Consider the following 18,674-nt stretch of genomic DNA (forward strand, 5'->3'; position numbering starts at 1 on the left):
CCCGCAGGAACACCCCCGCATGGACGTCAAACACTTCGCCTTCCTGGCCCGTCAACCTTCGGCCAGCCTGCAACCGCGTGAGCGTTTCTGGGGGATGCCCAAGCGCGGTATTGCGCTGATCCTGGCCAATGCGATGTTCTGGCAGCCGATGTGGGCGCAGGCCGACGGGATCGTGGTGAGCGGGGGCAGCACCAGCCTCGGGGCGGCGGGCAACGGGGTGCCGATCGTCAACATTGCCGCGCCCAATGCCAACGGGCTGTCGCACAACCAGTACCAGCAGTACAACGTCGGCAGCCAGGGGGTGATCCTCAACAACGCCACGGCCCAGACCCAGAGCACCCAGCTGGGCGGGATCATCATCGGCAACAGCAACCTGCAAGGTCAGGCGGCAAGCACCATTCTCAACGAGGTGGTCAGCAACAACCGCACCCAGCTCAAGGGCTACACCGAAGTGGCGGGTTCCTCGGCCAAGGTGATCATTGCCAACCCGTACGGCATTACCTGTGACGGTTGCGGCTTCATCAACACGCCACAGGCGACCCTGACCACCGGCAAGCCGGTTCTGGATCAGGGGCAGATCACGCGCTACGAGGTCCAGGGCGGGGACGTCAGCCTCGAAGGTGCCGGCCTCAATGCCACCAACCTCGACCAGTTCGACATCATCACCCGCAGTGCCAAAGTCAACGCCGAACTGCACGCGAAAAAGCTCAACATCATCGCGGGCCGCAATAACGTCGATGCCCAGACCCTGGACGCCACGGCGCTGGCTGATGATGGCAGTGTCAAACCGGAACTGGCCATCGACAGCTCGGCCCTGGGCGGGATGTACGCCGGTGCGATCCGGCTGGTGGGCACGGAACAGGGCGTGGGTGTCCGGCTCAATGGCGAGATGGCTGCCAGTGCTGGCGACCTGAACATTGATGCCAACGGTCTGTTGACCATGGCGAGGACCACCGCCAGCGGCGATGTCACTGTCAAGGCTCAGAGTGTTCAGGCCAATGAAGCGCTGCATGCGGGCGGCAATCTGGATATCGACGCCAATGGCGATCTGTCCAGCCAGAAGAGTCTGGCTGCGGCCGGTAACGTGACCCTGACCAGTCAGGGGCTGTTGAGCAATCAGGGAGCCATTGAGGCCGGGATCAACGCCGACAACACTCGCAACACCACGGGCGATGTGAAGATCGAGGCGAAAAACCTGCGCAACGCCGGATCGGTCGTCGCGGCGGGCACGCTTGGCGTCACTGCCGGGCAGGCGCTCGATAACAGCAAGGGTGTCATGGGGGCTCGCGCTGGCACTGCAACGATCATCGCCGGCGGCCGTCTCGATAACACCGAAGGCACACTTCAGGCCGCCACTGCGCTGGTTGTCACGGGAGCCGATGCGCTCAACGTGAGTGGCAACCTCTTGGGGCAGACCGTCACCTTTACCGGAACCAGTCTGGACAACACCAACGGCCTGATCGGTGCCAGCGTCGGTGCGGCACGTGTCACGACCACCGGCAAGCTCGATAACAGCGGCGGTACGTTACAGGCTGAAACTGCCCTGACCGTCACAGGGGGTGACGTACTCAACGTGAGCGGCAACCTGCTGGGGCAGACTGTCACCTTTACCGGGGCGAGCCTCAACAACACCAGCGGCCTGATCGGGGCCAGTGCCGGCGCAGCCCGTGTGACCACCACCGGCAAGCTCGATAACACTGCTGGTACGCTGCAGGCCGAAACCGGTCTGGTGGTTGGCGGGGCCGAACTCGTCAACAAAAACGGCACGTTGTCGGGCCAGACGGTGACCGTCACCGGTACCAGTCTGGATAACACTCAGGGCAGGATCAACGCCCGCAACGGTGCGCTCACCGTGACCAGCAGTGGCGCTCTCGACAACACCGAGGGCACCTTGCAGGCGGCCACCGATCTGGTGGTCGGCGGCACTGAGCTGGTCAGTAACAACGGCAAGATGCTGGGCCAGACCGTCACCGTGACTGGCACCAGCCTCGACAACACGAAAGGCATGATCGCGGCCAGTACCGGAGTGACCCGCGTTACAACGACCGGGACGCTTGATAACACCGAAGGTACGCTACAGGCCGCCACGGATCTGACCGTCACGGGAGCCGACGTCCTCAACGTGAGCGGCAATCTGCTGGGACAGACCGTGACCTTTACCGGGGCCAGTCTGGACAATACCGGAGGGCTGATTGGTGCCAGCGTCGGGGCGACGACGGTGACCAGCAGCGGACGTGTCGATAACACCCGGGGTCGCCTGTTGGCCGAAACCGGACTGGTGGTCAGTGGCACCGAGCTGGTCAACAACAGCGGAAAGCTGTTGGGCCAGACGGTCAGGGTCACCGGCAGCAGCCTGGATAACCTCCAGGGTTTGATCGATGCCCGTACCGGTGCGGCGACAGTGATCAGCACCGGACGTCTCGACAATACCGGCGGCACCTTGCAGGCCGCCACCGATCTGGTGGTCGGCGGTACCACGATGGTCAGCCAGGGTGGCAGCCTGCTGGGCCAGAACGTTACGGTGACCGGCACGAGTTTCGATAACAGTCAGCAGGGCAGCGTCATCGCCGACAGCGGCACCCTGACCGTCACCCTTGCCCAGGCACTCGATAACAGCCAGGGGCGTCTGCAATCCACGGTTGGCGATCTGACCGTGACAGCCGGCAGCCTGCTCAATCGCCTGGGCGTGATCGTCGGCGATCAAGTGCAACTGACCAGCACCCTGGCAGGCCTGGACAACCAGGGCGGGCAGGTGCTGGGCAACCGTCTGGTGGTGGACACCAAGACCGACATCGACAACCGCGTCAGCGGTCAACTGGTGTCGGGCAGTGATGGCCTGAAACTGACGGCCAGTGCGTTGCAGAATCAGAACGGCAGTATTCTGGCCGGCGGCAGTCTGGCGGATATCGATCTGGCTCAGGGCAATCTGGACAACCAGGGCGGCAATATCAGCGCCCGCGACGTGACCCTGAACGCCGGTGACGTCGATAACAGCAATGGCAGCCTCACCAGTCTGGCGGGCAACCTGAACCTGACGCTCGGTCGCCTGACCAACCAGGGCGGTCTGATCGAAGCCAGTCAGGCTCTGCTGCTGAACGCGAAGAGTCTGGACAACAGCGCCTCTGGGCGCGTGCTCGCCCATCAGGGCACCTTGAGCCGTCTTGCCCTGCAAGGGGATCTGGATAACCGCAATGGACGCATTGCCATCGGCAGCCAGGCCCTGGATCTTCAGGCCGTCACCCTCTTCAACAGCGGTGGCCAGATCGAGCATGCGGCCACCGGCCAGTTCAGCCTGCTCTCGACCAGTCTGCAGGGCGCTCAGGGGCGTCTGGTCGGGCTGGGCAGTGGCGACTGGAACATCACCAACGTCGACGGCACCGGTGTCTGGCACTTCAATGACGCCTTCGACATCCGCGGCCTGCAGAGCATGGCCCTGTACGCGGGTGACCGCCTTTCCAGCGCCAGCAGCCTGAGCCTGGAAGCCGTCAGCCTGAACAACGCGGGCGAACTGCTCAGCGACGGCAACCTGACGTTGAAACTGTCCGGCGATGTCACCAACCAGGGGTTGATCTCGACCCAACAGGTCCTGAGCCTCGCTGCTGCCAACCTGACCCAGAACGGCGGACGCATGGCCAGTGGCGGCAATGCCGAACTGACCCTGGGCGGTACCCTCGATAACCTCGGTCGGCTGACCTCCAGCGGTAACCTGAGCGTGGTCGCCAATCGCATCGACAACCGTGGCACCCTGGGTGCCCAGCAACTGCTCACGCTCACCGCTACCCGTGACATCAACAACCAGGCCGACAGCCTGATCTTTGCCGGTGGCGCCATGACGTTGCGCGCCGACAGCTTGCTGAACCGTTACGCGGACATCTACAGCCAGGGTGCCCTGAGCTTTTCTGCCGTGGACGGCAGCCGTGCCAGCTTGCTGAGCAACCTGTCCGCCAGTATCGAAAGCGCCAGCGATGTCGACATCAAGGTGCGGGAACTGAACAATGCCAAGGCCGAGTTCGAGGCCACCCAGAAGATCGCCAGCCGCAGGATCGAAATCAACTGCCTGTTTTGCAAAGACAACTATCACTGGGGTTACTACATTGTCAGAACCGTTTATGAAGGCAGCATCCTCAAGGATTCGCCGGCTTCGCGCCTGCTGGCCAACCGCGACCTGCTGCTCGACACGGTAACCGTCACCAACGGCCAGAGCCTGCTGGCGGCCAACCGTAACTCGACCATCACCGCCACCAACTTCTACAACCGCGGTGTCACCCTCGATAACCGTGAAGAGAACGCCAACTACTACTTCACGGGGTCTCAGAGTGCCTACCGTGTCGTCGAGTCGGCCTCCAACGGCTGGAATGCCCGTAACGCCCACCTGCCGATCGAGCAGCAGGAAGCGATTCCGACCAACGTCACCAACCTGGGGGTCGAGAGCACCACCAATACCATTCGTCCCGGTAATGGTGCCACCTACACCGGCACCGTCCAGGCTGGCAATACACTGGCCATCAACGTCAGCGGCGAACTGGTCAACGGCAGCCTGGACGATCACGGGACCGCGCAACTCATCGGCGCAACACTGGACAGCAGCACCACCGGAGCCGGTCAGCAGCAGATCATCCTCGGCACACCGGTCGGGGCGTCTGGGCCGGTCAAGGACGTCCAGCGCGTCGAGGCCGTGGCCGCCGATGGCAGCGTCAGCGTCAGCTTTGTCCCGGTGGATTTCAGCGGCGCGCCGTTCGTCAGCGTCGACCCGACTGCACTGACGGGGTTCCGTCTGCCCCAGGGCGAGTACGGCCTGTTCACCCCGACCCGCAACCCGGCGAGCCCGTACCGGATCGAAACCAACCCGACGCTGACCGACACCACACGGTTCATGAGTTCGGACTACCTGCTCGGCCAGTTGGGCTACGACACCACCGAAGCCTCGCGTCGCCTGGGCGATGGTCGCTATGAAACCCGCCTGGTTGCCGACGCCGTGCGCGCCCAGACCGGGCAACGCTTCCTGGCCGACGGCCTGAGCAGCGACTACGAACAGTTCCAGTACCTGATGGACAACGCCATCGCCAGCAAGGACAAGCTGAACCTGAGTGTTGGCGTCGGCCTGACCTCGGAGCAGGTCGCGGCCCTGACCCATGACATCGTCTGGATGGAAGAGCGGGTCATCGAAGGCGAAACCGTGCTGACCCCGGTGCTGTACCTGGCCAAGGTGGACTCCCGTGACCTGCGCGGCGGCAGCCTGGTTCAGGGTCGCAACGTGGAAATGATCACGGGCGGTGACCTGAAGAGTGTCGGTACCCTGCGCGCCAGCGAAGACCTGACGATCGTCAGCGGTGGCAGCCTCTACCAGGGCGGACTGGCCCAGGCCAATGACCAATTGACGATGCTGGCCCAGGGCAGCATCCGCAATGCCATGGCTGGGCAGATCCGTGCCACCACGGTCAGCCTCACCAGTCTGACCGGCGACATCATCAACGACCGTACGGCCGTTCAGTTCAAGCTCGGCGGCGGCAGCACCACCCAGGTGGACGCGGGCAGCAGCATCAGCGCGACCACGGCACTGACGATCAACGCGGCCAACGACCTGACCAACAAGGGCCAGATCAGCAGCGGCGGCGATGCCACGCTGACCGCCGGCAACGACATCAACCTGCTGGCCGTACAGGACCGCACCGTCACCCGCGGTCGTCTGCGCCGTGATCTGCACGTCGAAGAAACCATCACCCAACTGGGCTCCAGCATCACGGCCGGGGGAAACCTGACCCTGGAAGCCGGCAACGACCTCAACGCCGTGGCCAGCAAGGCCAGCGCAGGCGAAAACCTGACCGTCACCGCCGGACAAGACGTCAACCTGGCCTCAGCGGCCGACGAACACAACATCGAAAGCCGTGACAAGAAGGGCAAGAAGAAAATCCACGAGGTCGACAACGAAAGCCGTCAAGTCGCCAGTGAATTCACCGCGGGCGAAGACCTGAGCATCGCAGCCGGTCGCGACGCCACGTTGATGGCCAGCAAACTCAAGGCCGGCGACGAAGCCTATGTCTATGCCGGGCAGAACCTCAGCCTGATCGCTGCTCAGAACAGCACCTACACGCTGTACGACATGAAAAAGAAAGGCAGCTTCGGCAGCAAGGCGGCCAAACGTGACGAAGTGACGGACGTCCGCAACATCGGCAGCGAAATCACCACCGGCGGCGACCTGACCCTGAAAAGCGGCGGCGACCAGCTGTATCAGGTGGCGAAACTCGACAGCGGCAATGACCTGACGCTGGAGAGTGGCGGGGCGATCACCTTTGAAGGGGTGAAGGATCTGCATGACGAGAGCCATACCAAGAGCAAGAACAGTGCTGCTTGGTTCTCGATGAAAGGGAAGGGTACTACCGATGAGACTCTTCGGCAGAGTGAGTTGGTTGCTCAAGGCAAGATCGTTATCAAGGCCGTTGATGGGCTTCGGATTGACATCAAGCAGGTCGATCAGCAAACCGTCAGCCAGACCATTGATGCGATGGTCCAGGCCGATCCTCAACTGGCCTGGCTGAAAGAGGCCGAAAAGCGCGGTGATGTGGATTGGAGGCAAGTCAAGGAAATCCACGAAAGCTTCAAGTACAACAACTCGGGGCTGGGGCCTGCTGCGCAGATAGCTATCGCCATCCTTATGACAGTCATGCTTGGCCCTGCCGGTGTCGGCCTTGGGGGCTGGTCGCTAGCAGGCGCATCTAGTCTGGCGACTACTGGCACGGTTGCAACCATTAATAACAAGGGCGATTTAGGCGCTGGTGTGAAGGCGATGATCAGCAAGGACGGCCTTACTAATGCCGCTATTGCTGCTGTCACTGCGGGTGTAGCCGAGAACTATCTGGGTGACATGACCATGACCAAGGAGGTCAATGGGAAGACGGTTATCGACCTCGGTTCGGTTGAAGCAGTTAGTCATTTTGCCGGGCAGCAGTTAATCAACAACACATCTGCTGCAGTGATTGCCAAAGCGTTTGGTCGTGACATGACGCTGTCCGGCATCTTGCAGTCTGCCATCTACAACACTTTAGCGGCCTATTCCTTTGATCAGGTGGGCAATCTAGGGCTGAAGACTGGCAGCCCGGAGAAAATCGCTTTACATGCAATGGTAGGAGGCATGATTGCCGAAGCGTCAGGTAGTGACTTTGCGGTAGGTGCAATGGCGGCGGGAGTAAATGAGGCGTTCGCCAATCAATTGCGTCGTATGTCAGCACAAATTGATCCAGAGAATCGTGATCACTTGATGCTGATGTCTTCGCAATTGCTGGGGGTCCTAGCTGCTGCGGTGGTCAGTGATGAAGCGAGTAACTTGCAGTCAGGTTCGTGGGTGGCGAGCAATGCGACTCTCTACAACAACCTCAATCACAGTGATATGAGCGATTTTGTTGGGGACATGCAAAGTTGTGGGAGTGATGAGGACTGCCAAAGAAAAACGTGGGTAGGAGGCAAATACCAGCAGGCTAGTGACGAGGTTTCCGATTGGTCGAAAAATGCTGTTAGTGGTGTAGTTGCCAAATCCATGTTGAACCAGATTCAGGGCGGATTGACTGCGTTAAAAGAACTCAATTGTACGACCGTGACATGTGATCAGTACAAGGCCCTTTTGACCAAGAGAGCATTAGATGACCTGACAGAGTTGGCGAAGGTTACGGGGGCGTGGGAGCATGCAACAAGCATAGCTGCGTTGGCGATACCTGCTGGTGTACGTGGACCTAATACAATTGATAATATAAACTCGCTCAGGACCCAGGAGTATATCGAGCGTTTTTGGCGGGCTAGGGAAGCGTCTGTTGGTGCAAAAGGCGCAGGTACCCTTGCTAATGCAGAGAGAGGGACGTTAACAGAAGCAAATTTTGCTCAAAATAAAATCAAGTCTGATCGATCCTTTAGTGAGGATGGGCAAAAGGTATACTCAGAGCTGGCTGGCACACCGATCAAGACAGTTGATGACTTAGCCGGCGCTTTGAGGGCTGGGACAATTAAGCCGAATCAGCTTCCCGTTGATTATGTAGATATGAATGGGACTCGCCTTATTTTGAATACGCGAACTTCTACCGCGCTTGAGCAGGCAGCTATCCCTCGAAGTGAGTGGTTCGGGCGAAATCAGACAGGTGTTGAGGCTTATCCAGGTAAGACATTCAATGATTTGGCAGCAGATCAGTTAAAAAATAACAAATTGCCGCCGACAGGCGCAGAGCAATTAAATTCGGTGCGTCCATGAAAATAGGTCAGCCAAAATTAATACTAGATCCATATGAGTGGCTGCCAGGATATGGTGAGTCAAGAGTATCATTCCACTCCGTTGGCTCGGATGTGATACTTGATATTGAGTATGAGAAGGAGGTTGTAGTTGATAGCGAAGAGGTTGTACTGGCTTTAAGGCGGGAGGTTGCGTTCAAGTCTGTGCGATGCTTTATTCGGGAGCCATTCCCTGGAGGTGCTATTTTTGAGTTTGATGGTGATCCAAGTGAGTTTCGGTTGGGTAAGTTGACCGAGTTTATAGACTCCGAATTGGTAAGGAATAACTTGAAAGCATGGCGTTCCGTGTCGAGTCACGAACCGCCGAAGTTGAGGCATTTCAGCATTCAGTTTTTGTCAGAGAATCTTACTTTTCATGTGCTGGCTGTAGATGTATTTTTATCCAATGAGCTGTCGGACAGTTGATTTTGTTTTGAAATAAAATTAACGGGAACCGCTTCAGTTAACCAAACACTATTTTCAGCCTGAAAAAATTTAAATCCCTGTTGGTACATCCGCAGGGATTCAATCTTCAGAACCACTGGTTTACCGTAGCGCTGTCCGACAGCGATAGCCGTCAGAGTCTCCTGCGATAGATGCACATGGTGGCGTGAACCTGCAATCAATCCTTGCTGAAGAATAGATTCAAGAAAGCGTGTTGCAGTGCCATGGTAGAGGAATTCTGGCGGTTCTTTCTCTATGTGTTGGAGGTTTACGTCTGGTGCTGAATGTCCCTGTGCGGCTCGAATACGCTGGCCATCGTCGGAGAGGGTAAAGCGTTTCTTGTCACTGCTATTTACTACTGTCTGAATTATTGCCTGGTCAAGTACGCGGCCTTCTTTCGCTGCGCCGGTAATCAAAGAGTTGATGTCTGCCCAGCCTTCTGCGTCGAGTTGCAATCCGATAGTGTGAGGCTCATGGCGCAAGATATAACTTAGAAACTTGCTTGTTTCGTTTAGTTGCTTGTTATTCATGATTGTCCTGCATGCATTTTTCGATTTTTCAGGATTTAGTCGCAGTCTTTTTACTTACTGCAAAATCTCCCTTCCTTCGCTGCTAGCTTTAGTCGTGGCCTGAGCGATCAGGGCATCGAGCATCTGCGCAACGAATTTCTGTTGGCTCTTAGGTAGCTGGTCGATGGCTTCCAGTTGCTGTTGCCATTTCGGAGCGGGGCCACGTTTACGCACAGTGGTTTCCTGCTGCTGACCAAACAGTTCTTCGAGTGTGGTCGCAAGCAGCCGGGCCAGCTCCGGCAACGCCGCTACCTGAATCCGCCGCTTGCCGGACTCATAGGCTTGGATGGTCTGCTGGGACACGCCCAGCCGTTCGGCCAGTTGAGTTTGAGTGATGCCGTGTTCTTTGCGCAGGCGGGCAATGCGTTCGCCCAAGGCAATGAAAAATTCACGTTCTTCGTTGGTGATGCTCATGGCTGTCGTCGACGAGATCTGTAATAGGACAGCCATTAACGTACTCCATGGTTTACCACTGCTTGTTGTAAATACTACTATTGGTGGTATATTGCCGTCGAGTTGTTTTTGCTTTTCCCTCTTGACAGCTTTTTGGAGAACACCCGATGGCCCGCATCCCCGAAGCCGAACTGGAACGCCTCAAACGTGAGGTGTCACTGGTTCGGCTGCGGAGCCGCCGGTTCGGTGCTCGATTGGGTGATGAAAACGCAAGGTGTGTCGTTGCCGCACGCGGTCCAACTGTTGCGCAACGACGCACCGCTGGAGAACACGGAGAAAGTTGGTGTGTCACGCAGCCATGCTCGACACCTTCCTTCTTTAGCCGCGGGCTCTCCGGCTTCTGCCGCTTCCGAGGTCGAAGACGCTGCGCTGCTGCGTTCGGTGGTCGAGTTCTACCACGCCAATTTCAAGCAATCGCCCGAAGCACTGGCCTATCTGGAGTCTCGCGGCCTGAATCATCCCGAGCTGATCGAGCATTTTCAGCTGGGCTATGCCAATAAAACCCTGACTTACCGCTTGCCTGCCGGACACACCCAAGCCGGTCGCCAAGTGCGTCAGCAGTTGCAGACCTTGGGTGTTTTGCGTTCCACCGGGCATGAGCATTTGAATGGTTGTCTGGTCGTGCCGGTGTTTGGTCTGGAAGACGGCGCCCAGCCGGAGCAGTCTGGACGGGTGATGCAGCTTTACGGACGGCGGATGCAGCCGAACAACAAACTGCACAATCAGCCACGGCATTTGTACTTGGCCACGCCGTTGCGCGGGGTCTGGAACGAGGCCGCGTTGCTGGCCAGCCTGGAAATTATTCTCTGCGAATCGCTGATCGACGCCATGACTTTTTGGTGTGCGGGCTTTCGCAACGTGATCAGCGCCTATGGCGTGAACGGGTTTTCCCAAGATCATTGGCAGGCCCTGAAACACCACGGCACCCAGCGGGTGGTGATTGCTTTTGACCGCGACTCAGCGGGAGACGCAGCAGCCGAAAAACTGGCCGAGGAACTACGCTCTGCCGGCATCGAAGTCTTCCGTCTGCTGTTTCCGCAGGGCATGGACGCCAACGCTTTCGCCTTGCAGGTGGAAAACCCGGCCCAGGCGCTGGGCGAACTGTTGCAACAGGCGCTGTGGCAGGGCAAAGGCACGCCGGTTTTGGTTGAGCCAGAAACTATTTTTTCTTTAGCCGCTGCGCCGCAGGCAACCGCCGAGTTGCCACCGATGCCGGGAGTTTCCGATTCGGAAACTTTGGTTGTCGGTGGGCCAATTCCCGAGTCGGAAACGCAGGCCGATCAGTTTTCGGAAAACGCCCAGGGCGATCTTTTACTGGCGGTGGCCGACCGCCGATGGCGGGTGCGCGGCTGGAAAAAGAACCTCGGCCCGGAGCAAATGCGGGTCAATGTGCAGGTGCGCCGCGAGGTCGCCGAAGAGCACGTAACGGGCCGCGAAGCGGCCTATTACGTGGACAGTTTTGATTTGTATGCGGCCAAAGCCCGCTACAGCTATTTGAAACAGGCGAGCATCGAACTGGGCGTTCCGGAAGAAATCATCAAGCGCGACCTGGGCAAGTTGTTGCTCAAGCTGGAAGGTTTGCAGGAAGCGACAATCCAGGCAGCACTGGCCCCGAAAAATCCCACCCCGACACTGAGCGCGGAGGATGAGCAGGCCGCGTTGAACCTGCTGCGTGCGCCGAATCTGATCGAGCGCATCGAGGCAGATTTGACCCGATGCGGTGTCGTCGGTGAATCCTACAACCTGCTGGCCGGGTACTTGGCGGCGGTTTCCCGCAAGCTGGATCAGCCCTTGGCGGTGTTGATTCAGTCATCCAGCGCGGCGGGCAAAAGCTCGCTGATGGATGCCGTTCTAAACCTGATGCCGGAAGAAGAACGCATCCAGTACAGCGCCATGACCGGGCAGAGTCTGTTTTACCTTGGTGAAACGGATCTGCAACACAAGATCCTGGCCATCGCCGAAGAGGAGGGCGTTCGCCAAGCAGCTTATGCCCTGAAACTGCTGCAGTCGGACGGAGAGTTGACCATTGCCAGCACCGGCAAGGACGAAGCCACCGGCAACTTGATCACCAAGCAATACACGGTCAAAGGCCCGGTGATGCTGATGCTCACCACCACCGCGATCGACGTGGACGAAGAGCTGCTCAACCGCTGTTTGGTGCTGACCATCAACGAAAGCCGCGAGCAAACCGAAGCGATCCATGCCGCCCAGCGTAAAAAACAAACCCTCGACGGCCTGCTGGCCGACGCCGAAAAACAGGCCATTACCCGCCTGCATCAGAACGCCCAGCGGCTGATTAAAACCGTGGCAGTGGTCAATCCGTTTGCTGACCAACTGACGTTTCTTTCGGACAAAACCCGCACCCGGCGCGACCACATGAAATACCTGACACTGATTCGCTGCATTGCCTTGCTGCATCAGCATCAACGCCCGATCAAACACGTCGAGCACCGAGGCAAATCCTTGGCTTACATCGAGGTCACGCAGGGCGACATTGTGTTGGCCAACCGGCTGGCCCACGACATTCTTGGGCGCACCCTGGACGAACTACCGCCGCAAACGCGGCGGTTGCTGGAGCTTTTGCAAGGCTGGGTCGAGGTCCGAAGTCAGGCGCAGGGACTCAAAGAAAAAGAGTTTCGCTTTGGCCGCAAGGACGTGCGCGAAGCCACCGGCTGGGGTGATACTCAGTTAAAAATCCATCTGGGCCGATTGGCCGAGCTGGAATATTTGCTGCTGCACCGCAAGGGTTTGGCCCATGAATACACCCTGACGTATGACGGAAAAAGCGGTCATCAACCGCACCTGATGGGCCTGATCGATGCCGACCAACTCGACACCACATCCGCTCGGTCGGGGGATTCAGAAAAACGGTCGGACTCAGGTCGGGCCATGGTCGGTACTCAATCGGACACCCTCAACCATGCGCAAAGCCACGCCGTTTCTGGTGTTGAGGCCGAAGCGGTCGGCCTGAATCAAAAACCACTGATCCAGCCGCCACAAAAAAACCACTCCGCGTTGTCCCGCGCCGTCTAAGTCGAGGTGGTTATGCCGAAAAAAGGCGAGAGCAAAAAGCAGCGAGTTTCGGAACAAATTATAGGCCCGCTGGGCGATCCCGGCAGCCTGTATTTTCAGATGAAACAGTTCCTGCAATACCAGCGCGAACGTGGTTATTCCGAGCGCACCGTGGGCAACCGCGAAAGCCTGCTGATTGCGTTTATCCGCTGGTGTGATGAACGAGGTTTGACCCGGCCACAAGAAATAACCCGACCGATTTTAGAGCGCTACCAGCGTCATCTTTTTTTGTATCGAAAAGCCGACGGCGAAGCGTTGTCAGCGCGCAGCCAAACGGTGCGTATCACGCCGATTCGGGTGTGGTTCAAGTGGCTGACCAAAACCAACCGCATCCTGTACAACCCGGCTTCCGACCTCGATCTACCGAGGATGGAGCAGCGTTTGCCGAAACACATCCTTAGCAGCGACGAAGCCGAACGCATCCTCAATGTGCCGGACACTCAAACCCCGACCGGCATCCGCGACCGGGCCATGCTGGAAACCCTTTACAGCACTGGCATGCGCCGCATGGAGTTGATCGGCCTGAGCTGGAGCGCCATCGACTACGAGCGCGGCACGGTGATGATTCGCCAGGGAAAGGGCAAAAAAGACCGCATGATTCCCATCGGTGAACGGGCCTTGGCCTGGATCACCAAATACCGCGACGACGTGCGGCCCCAGTTTGTGATGGGTCTGGACGATGGCACCTTGTTTTTGACCCAACAGGGCGAAGGATTCAGCCCCAATCGACTGACGCAACTGGTGCGTGAACACATCGAAAAAGCCAACATCGGCAAGCGTGGCAGTTGCCATTTGTTCCGCCACACCATGGCCACGCTGATGCTGGAGAACGGGGCCGATATTCGGTTCATCCAGGCCATGCTCGGGCATGTCAGCCTGAACACCACGCAGATTTACACTCAGGTCAGTATCCGGGCGTTGAAAGAAATTCACACCGCGACCCATCCAGCACGTTTGCAACGTCAGAACACAGCCAGCCAAACCATGACTGAAACCCTTCCTGATGAGCCCGTTGAAGCTCTGTTAACCGCTCTGGACGCCGAAGCGGACGAAGAGAGCGATCAGGCCTGACAAATGCCAGACAAACACATGACAAGCGCCTGACAAGCACATGTAGTCATGACAAAGGCCTGACAACCTCCCTACAACTGCCTGACATCCCCGCAGGCCGCGAAGCGGCCTCAATCAACGGCGAAAAATACAGGCACGCCATGGATGTATACACATCCGGTGCCAAAGGGGTGCCCTTGGAATCCCGAGAAGCCGCCTCTACGAGTCGAGTGATAAATCTGAGTGAACTGTCGGACAGGAAATGTTTTGTACGGACAGCCTGCACGCAGACCACCCATACAAAACCCTGATCAGGGCTGCGCCCCGATACCCCGTTGGATTAGCGTCTTGTAGGGCGGCGAGGTTTTCTCGATTAGTGCAAGTTAGAGCAACTTAAAGCCAATCAGAGCAATTTAGAGCAATTTAGAGCAGCTCAGAGCAATTTCCCTCCGGCGTAGAGCCAGCAGGCTTTTTGGAGAGGCACGTTACCGACTGTTTACAAATGAGCTGCGCCATTCGTAACCAATCGACCGTACCAAAGGGGAAACCCCTTTGAACCCCGAAGCCTAACGCGCTGCGCTTGTTGGCCCCTGGCCGTCCGATGGCTTCGCCACCGAACGGCCAGGGGCTTTTTGTCGTCGGCTGGTTTGGGTCATCCAGGGTGTGCTGTGACGGGCTGAAAACCCGCGTCGGGGTGGTTTTATTCAGTGAGCGCGAATCAGCTGAGCCGACCGGCGCGCAGGCCGCGCCACGTCTGGCGTTGCGCGTGTAGACAACGAAATTCGCGTCGGGTGATACTGTTGGTCCAAAAGGTGATAGTGTTGCTGAGGCGTTAACTAGCGTTACCCAGAAGCAGCTCGATAAAAAATTCAAGCATGCTTCGGATTTTGGTGTGGTGACTACAAAGAAAAATCCTGAAACACTTGCTCAGTATGAGTCTGCAATCAAAGCCCACATGAGTTCCTCTTCTACGATTCAGCAAGGTACATACGGATTCGTAAAAGACTCCAAGGTGTTCTTTAATTCGAGCACCAACAACGCTGTTGTGCTCGATGCGTCAGGAAATTTTGTGACGGGCTTTAAGCTCTCACCAGGAACTCAGCAGTTTGATAACTATATTAAAAATGGAGTTCTACGATGAGTTTTACTCTCTTGGAGTTTGCAAGATCATATGTGGCCGGAAGGCTGACGGTCGAAATTTTTTCTGAGGCGTATATTGAGCTTTGGAAAATTGAGCGAGATAGGAATCTCCTTCAACTCGATGAGCCTTTGCTGAGCGAATGCTTGTCCAGCATTTTTTGTGCAGCGGACATGTACGAGCCAGATGAGTCAAGGGAAGAGTATGAGTTGGACGATGAAATGCTTAAATCTAAAGTCGCTAGCTTGACGCAAAAAATAGTGACTGATTAGTTGGTGCAAAAAGTACTGATGCCATTGTAGGCTCGAACATTGGTCGTTCTGATCTTGGAGACTTACTAGGCCGCGGCGGTAATAAGGATGTTTATGCCTATGGAGACAATCAAGCAGTTGGCGTCTTGCGCAATGGAACGAATTCGCAGGTGATTTCCGATGAGATTAACATGCTCGGCAAGCTGCATGATGCGGGAGTTCCCACTGTGAATCCTCAATACGTGAGTGTTGACGGTACCCCCGGTATGCTGATGGACCAGTTTGCTCAAGGGTCGAAAGATATCGTGAGGCTTGTGGACGGGAAGGTGCGCACTGTCGGCAACTCGTCACTCCTGAATCAGCAAAGCATTTCAGATCTGCAAGGTATTCGAAATACAATGGTAAGTAATAATGTCCAGATCAATGACCTGCAGTTCCTGATTAGCAATGAGGGGCGCGTTGTGGTAGCTGATCCACTTGCCGTTAAATTTAACTCCGCACCGTCAAAAAATAATCTTCGAATGATCGACTTGTTGATCCAAGCAGCACAGAAGAATGGGCCATTTTAATGGGCGATAAGAATATGACTTCAATGGTGCCTTCAGTTGCAATTGAGTTTCTTCGACGTCTCACTGGTAAACAGGTCGCCAAGCTTGTTAGGTATAGCTGGTGGCCTGCGTCGGAAGTTTCCGCTCAATGTGGTATTGAGGATGAATTGGCTTTCTCATTGACGGCAGGACCTTTAGCTGTCTATTTTGAGGGTGGCATAATCCTTGGCTTTTCGAGTGACCCTTCTCTGAATAGCGTCATCGTTTGGGATGAAGCTGCGAGGGGCGCGAATCAAAATCCGAGCTCATTGGGTAGTGACGAGGAATTGTTCGCTATTTCTGAGTATGGGCGGTTTTCTACTGTTTTTTGGAAGCAACTTGTCGGTTGTTGTGTAATTGGTGTGACAATACTTAAGCACAGGCAGATGAGTGCGAAGGAACTCCAATGCCCCAGTGAAGTCGGCTTGCGTTTTAGTTTGTCAGGGGGCAAGAGCTTTATCATCTCCCATGGATTACATGACAATTCTGATGATTTTTCAGTGCTGGAGGAATATCAATTAAATGCAGTTGAGTTGGAGGAAATTCCGATAAGCTAATGGTGCAAAAGGCAGTACTGCGAAGAGCCCTGACTCAATTGGTGCTATAGCCGATAATGAAGCTGGAGGATTTTCTTACTACGACCAGTTTAAGAAAGCTGACGGAGGGTGGGAATGGCCGAAAAACTCAGGATTCGCTGAAGACCCGGTTAAAAATACGTTACCAGTTGGCACCAAACTGGACCGCTATGGTGGGCCTGATGGTTCATTTCTGTCGCCCAAAGGTACTCCATATGATCAGCGGGCATTAGCACCTGGCTCAAAGGCTGGGGGGTACTACGAATATGAAGTGCTTAAACCTTTGCCTGTGATTCAAGGGAAAATTGCCCCTGCATTCAATGAACCAGGTGGTGGGATACAGATTCTGCCAGCCTTTTCTGAGAGAGTTAACGTGCAATGGCTTATTGATAATCACTTTATAAAAGAGGTGCGGTAAAAATGGTTACATCTATTCGTGAATTACAATCTATGGTTGACGAACTTGGAGTCAGAGTTGATGCACCAAAATCATTATTGGTCATATTGTCTGCCCCCGCAGATGATGGAGCACCTTACGTCGAGATTCACGAAAATAGCTTTAATTATGTGTCTTCTGAACGAGGTTATGAAATATATAGTAAATCGACCAATTCTTTGGATGAGTTGCTTTATTGGATTATGGCCAGGGCCGTGCGGCAGATGGCGCTTAAGTATGAGCTTGAAAATAGAGCGGACAATTGCGATACAAGAAGGCTTTATTTTTTTAGATTTATACAGCTGCTCGGTGATATAAAGCCTGAATGGGCGGAGCTAGCAAGGCGGGATGTTGGTGAAATACTAAAATTATCTCCATACATAGATAGTTAAATGGTGCAAAAGAGGTAACAGGTAAAGCTACGGGGAACAAGACGGAAGCTGTTGAAAAGACAGGAATATTTCCAGACGAGGTATTTACTGGGAAAAAACCGCATCAGACGACTCCTGGAATAAAAAGTGTGACACAAGAGAGGTACAATTCCGCGACTGGGAAGCTGGAAGAATCTGTGATTGAGTACGACGAGTATGGCCGGCAGGTTAAAAGAACTGATTACACTAATCATGGATATGGGGGCCAAGGAAAGCCTGCGGAATATCATTCCGACCCACACACGCATATTTATGAATATGGTCCAGGTTATGGCGCTAATGGGAAAGAGACGAGGTTGAATAATGATTAGTCTTCCAGAATTGAATGAGTTGCTTGTTTCTCACAACTGCTTGCAGGCAATTAGTATTCAGTTGAGTGCGGATGGGATGGCTTATGATTTGTTTCTATCGATTTCGGCCTCTGAAAAGATAGGGGCTGATGTCGTACGTATCAAATTCATTGATATTAGCCAATTTACGTCCCGTGATTTTGGTGGTGGATTAACTCAGTTGATGCATATGAATGTTAGCAAGCTGGATTCTGGTTTTGATAGGATGCGTTATCAGTTGAGCGAGCTCGAGGATAAAAAGCTTTCGTTTTATTTCTCATCATTTTCGGTTGGTTAGATGATGCAAGGCGATAGATGACTCTGTGTCCTATGCTAAATGGTGTGATGATCTAGAGTCTGTACTAAATTAACTGTCGCAAACACTGCAGCGTACGAGCAAGCGAAAACATTGCCGAAAAATTTTTGGTCTGTTTGTCGTAGCAAGTACCGATCCTGCGGTTCTCTTTGAGTCAGTCAAACATCCGTTCAATGATGCTCCGCTGCCGATACTTCGGACGATCAAAGAGTCGAGGCAAACCTGGTCGAGGCTTGCACGGCATAGCCCGTAGCGGGATCACCGGCTGCATTCGGTACCGGTCGCAGTAGTGGCGCAGGTGTTCTGCGTCATAGCCTTTATCAGCCAGTAACCAGCGACTGCGCTTGCGTGGTCGCCCCGGCTTGCCGGGAATTCGCATCTGATCCATGAGCGGCTGGGCATGGGCGATATCGCTGGTTTGACCGGGCGAAAGCACAAAGCGTAACGGAACGCCATTGGCGTCACAGATCATGTGAGTCTTGGTAGTAAGACCACCTCGGCTACGTCCCAGCGCATGATCTAAGGGTTCTTCAGGTCCCCTTTTTTCCAGCACCTGAAGAAGCTTGGGTTGCACGTACAGCAGTGGAATCGATCATCTAGGTGTCCAGAATGATCAGTCTTTTCATACAAAACCTAGTTGAGGTACATAATAGTAGGTCTGCTCTTGAGACTTTGAACGTAAGCGCTCCATAAACCCCACCAGCTTCATGATGGGTGGTGCGCTTAGCTAGGCGAGACCGGCGAGCAGTTCCAAGGCAGCAGCGCTTCGTAAT

The 18,674-nt window shown here is 55.5% G+C and carries 11 protein-coding genes and 2 pseudogenes; 10 read left to right on the forward strand and 3 right to left on the reverse strand.

All coding sequences use genetic code 11. The features are described from left to right. Positions 1-19: 19 nt before the first annotated feature. Positions 20-8,233 (forward strand): filamentous hemagglutinin N-terminal domain-containing protein, encoded by an 8,214-nt coding sequence (locus ACIPY9_RS09435; protein ID WP_400699822.1) that lies wholly within the window; start codon positions 20-22, stop codon positions 8,231-8,233. A 391-nt stretch (positions 8,234-8,624) separates the two neighbouring features. Here ACIPY9_RS09435 and ACIPY9_RS09440 read toward each other — a convergent pair whose 3' ends face one another. Further along, entirely contained in the window at positions 8,625-9,224 is a 600-nt protein-coding gene (locus ACIPY9_RS09440; protein ID WP_400699824.1) for an RNA 2'-phosphotransferase, read from the reverse strand. 54 nt (positions 9,225-9,278) lie between these two features. After that, positions 9,279-9,713, reverse strand: a complete 435-nt coding sequence (locus ACIPY9_RS09445; RefSeq protein ID WP_400699827.1) for a helix-turn-helix domain-containing protein — start codon at positions 9,711-9,713, stop codon at positions 9,279-9,281. A gap of 189 nt (positions 9,714-9,902) precedes the next feature. On the opposite strand from ACIPY9_RS09445, the gene ACIPY9_RS09450 reads away from it, so the two are divergent. The 9 genes and pseudogenes from ACIPY9_RS09450 to ACIPY9_RS09490 all read left to right on the forward strand — a co-directional run bounded on the left by ACIPY9_RS09450 (position 9,903) and on the right by ACIPY9_RS09490 (position 17,883). After that, a complete protein-coding gene (locus ACIPY9_RS09450; protein WP_400699830.1) occupies positions 9,903-12,749 on the forward strand; it encodes a toprim domain-containing protein in 2,847 nt (948 codons plus the stop codon). 12 nt (positions 12,750-12,761) lie between these two features. Next, a complete protein-coding gene (xerC, locus tag ACIPY9_RS09455; protein ID WP_400699833.1) occupies positions 12,762-13,859 on the forward strand; it encodes a site-specific tyrosine recombinase XerC in 1,098 nt (365 codons plus the stop codon). Positions 13,860-14,703: 844 nt separating this feature from the next. After that, positions 14,704-14,979, forward strand: a pseudogene (locus ACIPY9_RS09460) (colicin D domain-containing protein); the annotation flags it as partial. Then, positions 14,976-15,248, forward strand: a complete 273-nt coding sequence (locus ACIPY9_RS09465; protein WP_400699836.1) for a colicin immunity domain-containing protein — start codon at positions 14,976-14,978, stop codon at positions 15,246-15,248. The pseudogene ACIPY9_RS09460 and the gene ACIPY9_RS09465, both read left to right, overlap by 4 nt. A 170-nt stretch (positions 15,249-15,418) precedes the next feature. Then, a complete protein-coding gene (locus tag ACIPY9_RS09470) occupies positions 15,419-15,796 on the forward strand; it encodes a hypothetical protein (protein WP_400699839.1) in 378 nt (125 codons plus the stop codon). Beyond that, positions 15,796-16,371, forward strand: coding sequence for a hypothetical protein (locus ACIPY9_RS09475; protein ID WP_400699842.1), 576 nt, complete (start codon positions 15,796-15,798; stop codon positions 16,369-16,371). Before ACIPY9_RS09470 ends, ACIPY9_RS09475 begins: the two co-directional genes overlap by 1 nt. A gap of 46 nt (positions 16,372-16,417) precedes the next feature. Then, complete coding sequence (locus tag ACIPY9_RS09480; RefSeq protein WP_400699865.1) at positions 16,418-16,807, forward strand: TNT domain-containing protein; 390 nt, start codon at positions 16,418-16,420, stop codon at positions 16,805-16,807. A 2-nt stretch (positions 16,808-16,809) separates the two neighbouring features. Further along, positions 16,810-17,217 (forward strand): Imm63 family immunity protein, encoded by a 408-nt coding sequence (locus tag ACIPY9_RS09485; protein ID WP_400699845.1) that lies wholly within the window; start codon positions 16,810-16,812, stop codon positions 17,215-17,217. A gap of 342 nt (positions 17,218-17,559) precedes the next feature. After that, positions 17,560-17,883, forward strand: coding sequence for a hypothetical protein (locus ACIPY9_RS09490; protein ID WP_400699848.1), 324 nt, complete (start codon positions 17,560-17,562; stop codon positions 17,881-17,883). A 64-nt stretch (positions 17,884-17,947) separates the two neighbouring features. Here ACIPY9_RS09490 and ACIPY9_RS09495 read toward each other — a convergent pair. Beyond that, a pseudogene (locus ACIPY9_RS09495) lies at positions 17,948-18,497 on the reverse strand (IS5 family transposase); the annotation flags it as partial. Positions 18,498-18,674: the final 177 nt, after the last annotated feature.

It is taken from the genome of Pseudomonas sp. NPDC089734 (assembly GCF_044748865.1).
Classification (GTDB): Bacteria; Pseudomonadota; Gammaproteobacteria; order Pseudomonadales; family Pseudomonadaceae; genus Aquipseudomonas.

Excerpts from the sequence above, each read along its gene's own strand:
- ACIPY9_RS09445 (WP_400699827.1), bottom strand. The coding sequence starts at position 9,713 with ATGGCTGTCCTATTACAGATCTCGTCGACGACAGCCATGAGCATCACC.
- ACIPY9_RS09490 (WP_400699848.1), top strand. The coding sequence starts at position 17,560 with ATGATTAGTCTTCCAGAATTGAATGAGTTGCTTGTTTCTCACAACTGC.
- xerC (WP_400699833.1), top strand. The coding sequence starts at position 12,762 with ATGCCGAAAAAAGGCGAGAGCAAAAAGCAGCGAGTTTCGGAACAAATT.
- ACIPY9_RS09440 (WP_400699824.1), bottom strand. The coding sequence starts at position 9,224 with ATGAATAACAAGCAACTAAACGAAACAAGCAAGTTTCTAAGTTATATC.
- ACIPY9_RS09470 (WP_400699839.1), top strand. The coding sequence starts at position 15,419 with ATGCTCGGCAAGCTGCATGATGCGGGAGTTCCCACTGTGAATCCTCAA.
- ACIPY9_RS09465 (WP_400699836.1), top strand. The coding sequence starts at position 14,976 with ATGAGTTTTACTCTCTTGGAGTTTGCAAGATCATATGTGGCCGGAAGG.
- ACIPY9_RS09475 (WP_400699842.1), top strand. The coding sequence starts at position 15,796 with ATGGGCGATAAGAATATGACTTCAATGGTGCCTTCAGTTGCAATTGAG.
- ACIPY9_RS09485 (WP_400699845.1), top strand. The coding sequence starts at position 16,810 with ATGGTTACATCTATTCGTGAATTACAATCTATGGTTGACGAACTTGGA.
- ACIPY9_RS09435 (WP_400699822.1), top strand. The coding sequence starts at position 20 with ATGGACGTCAAACACTTCGCCTTCCTGGCCCGTCAACCTTCGGCCAGC.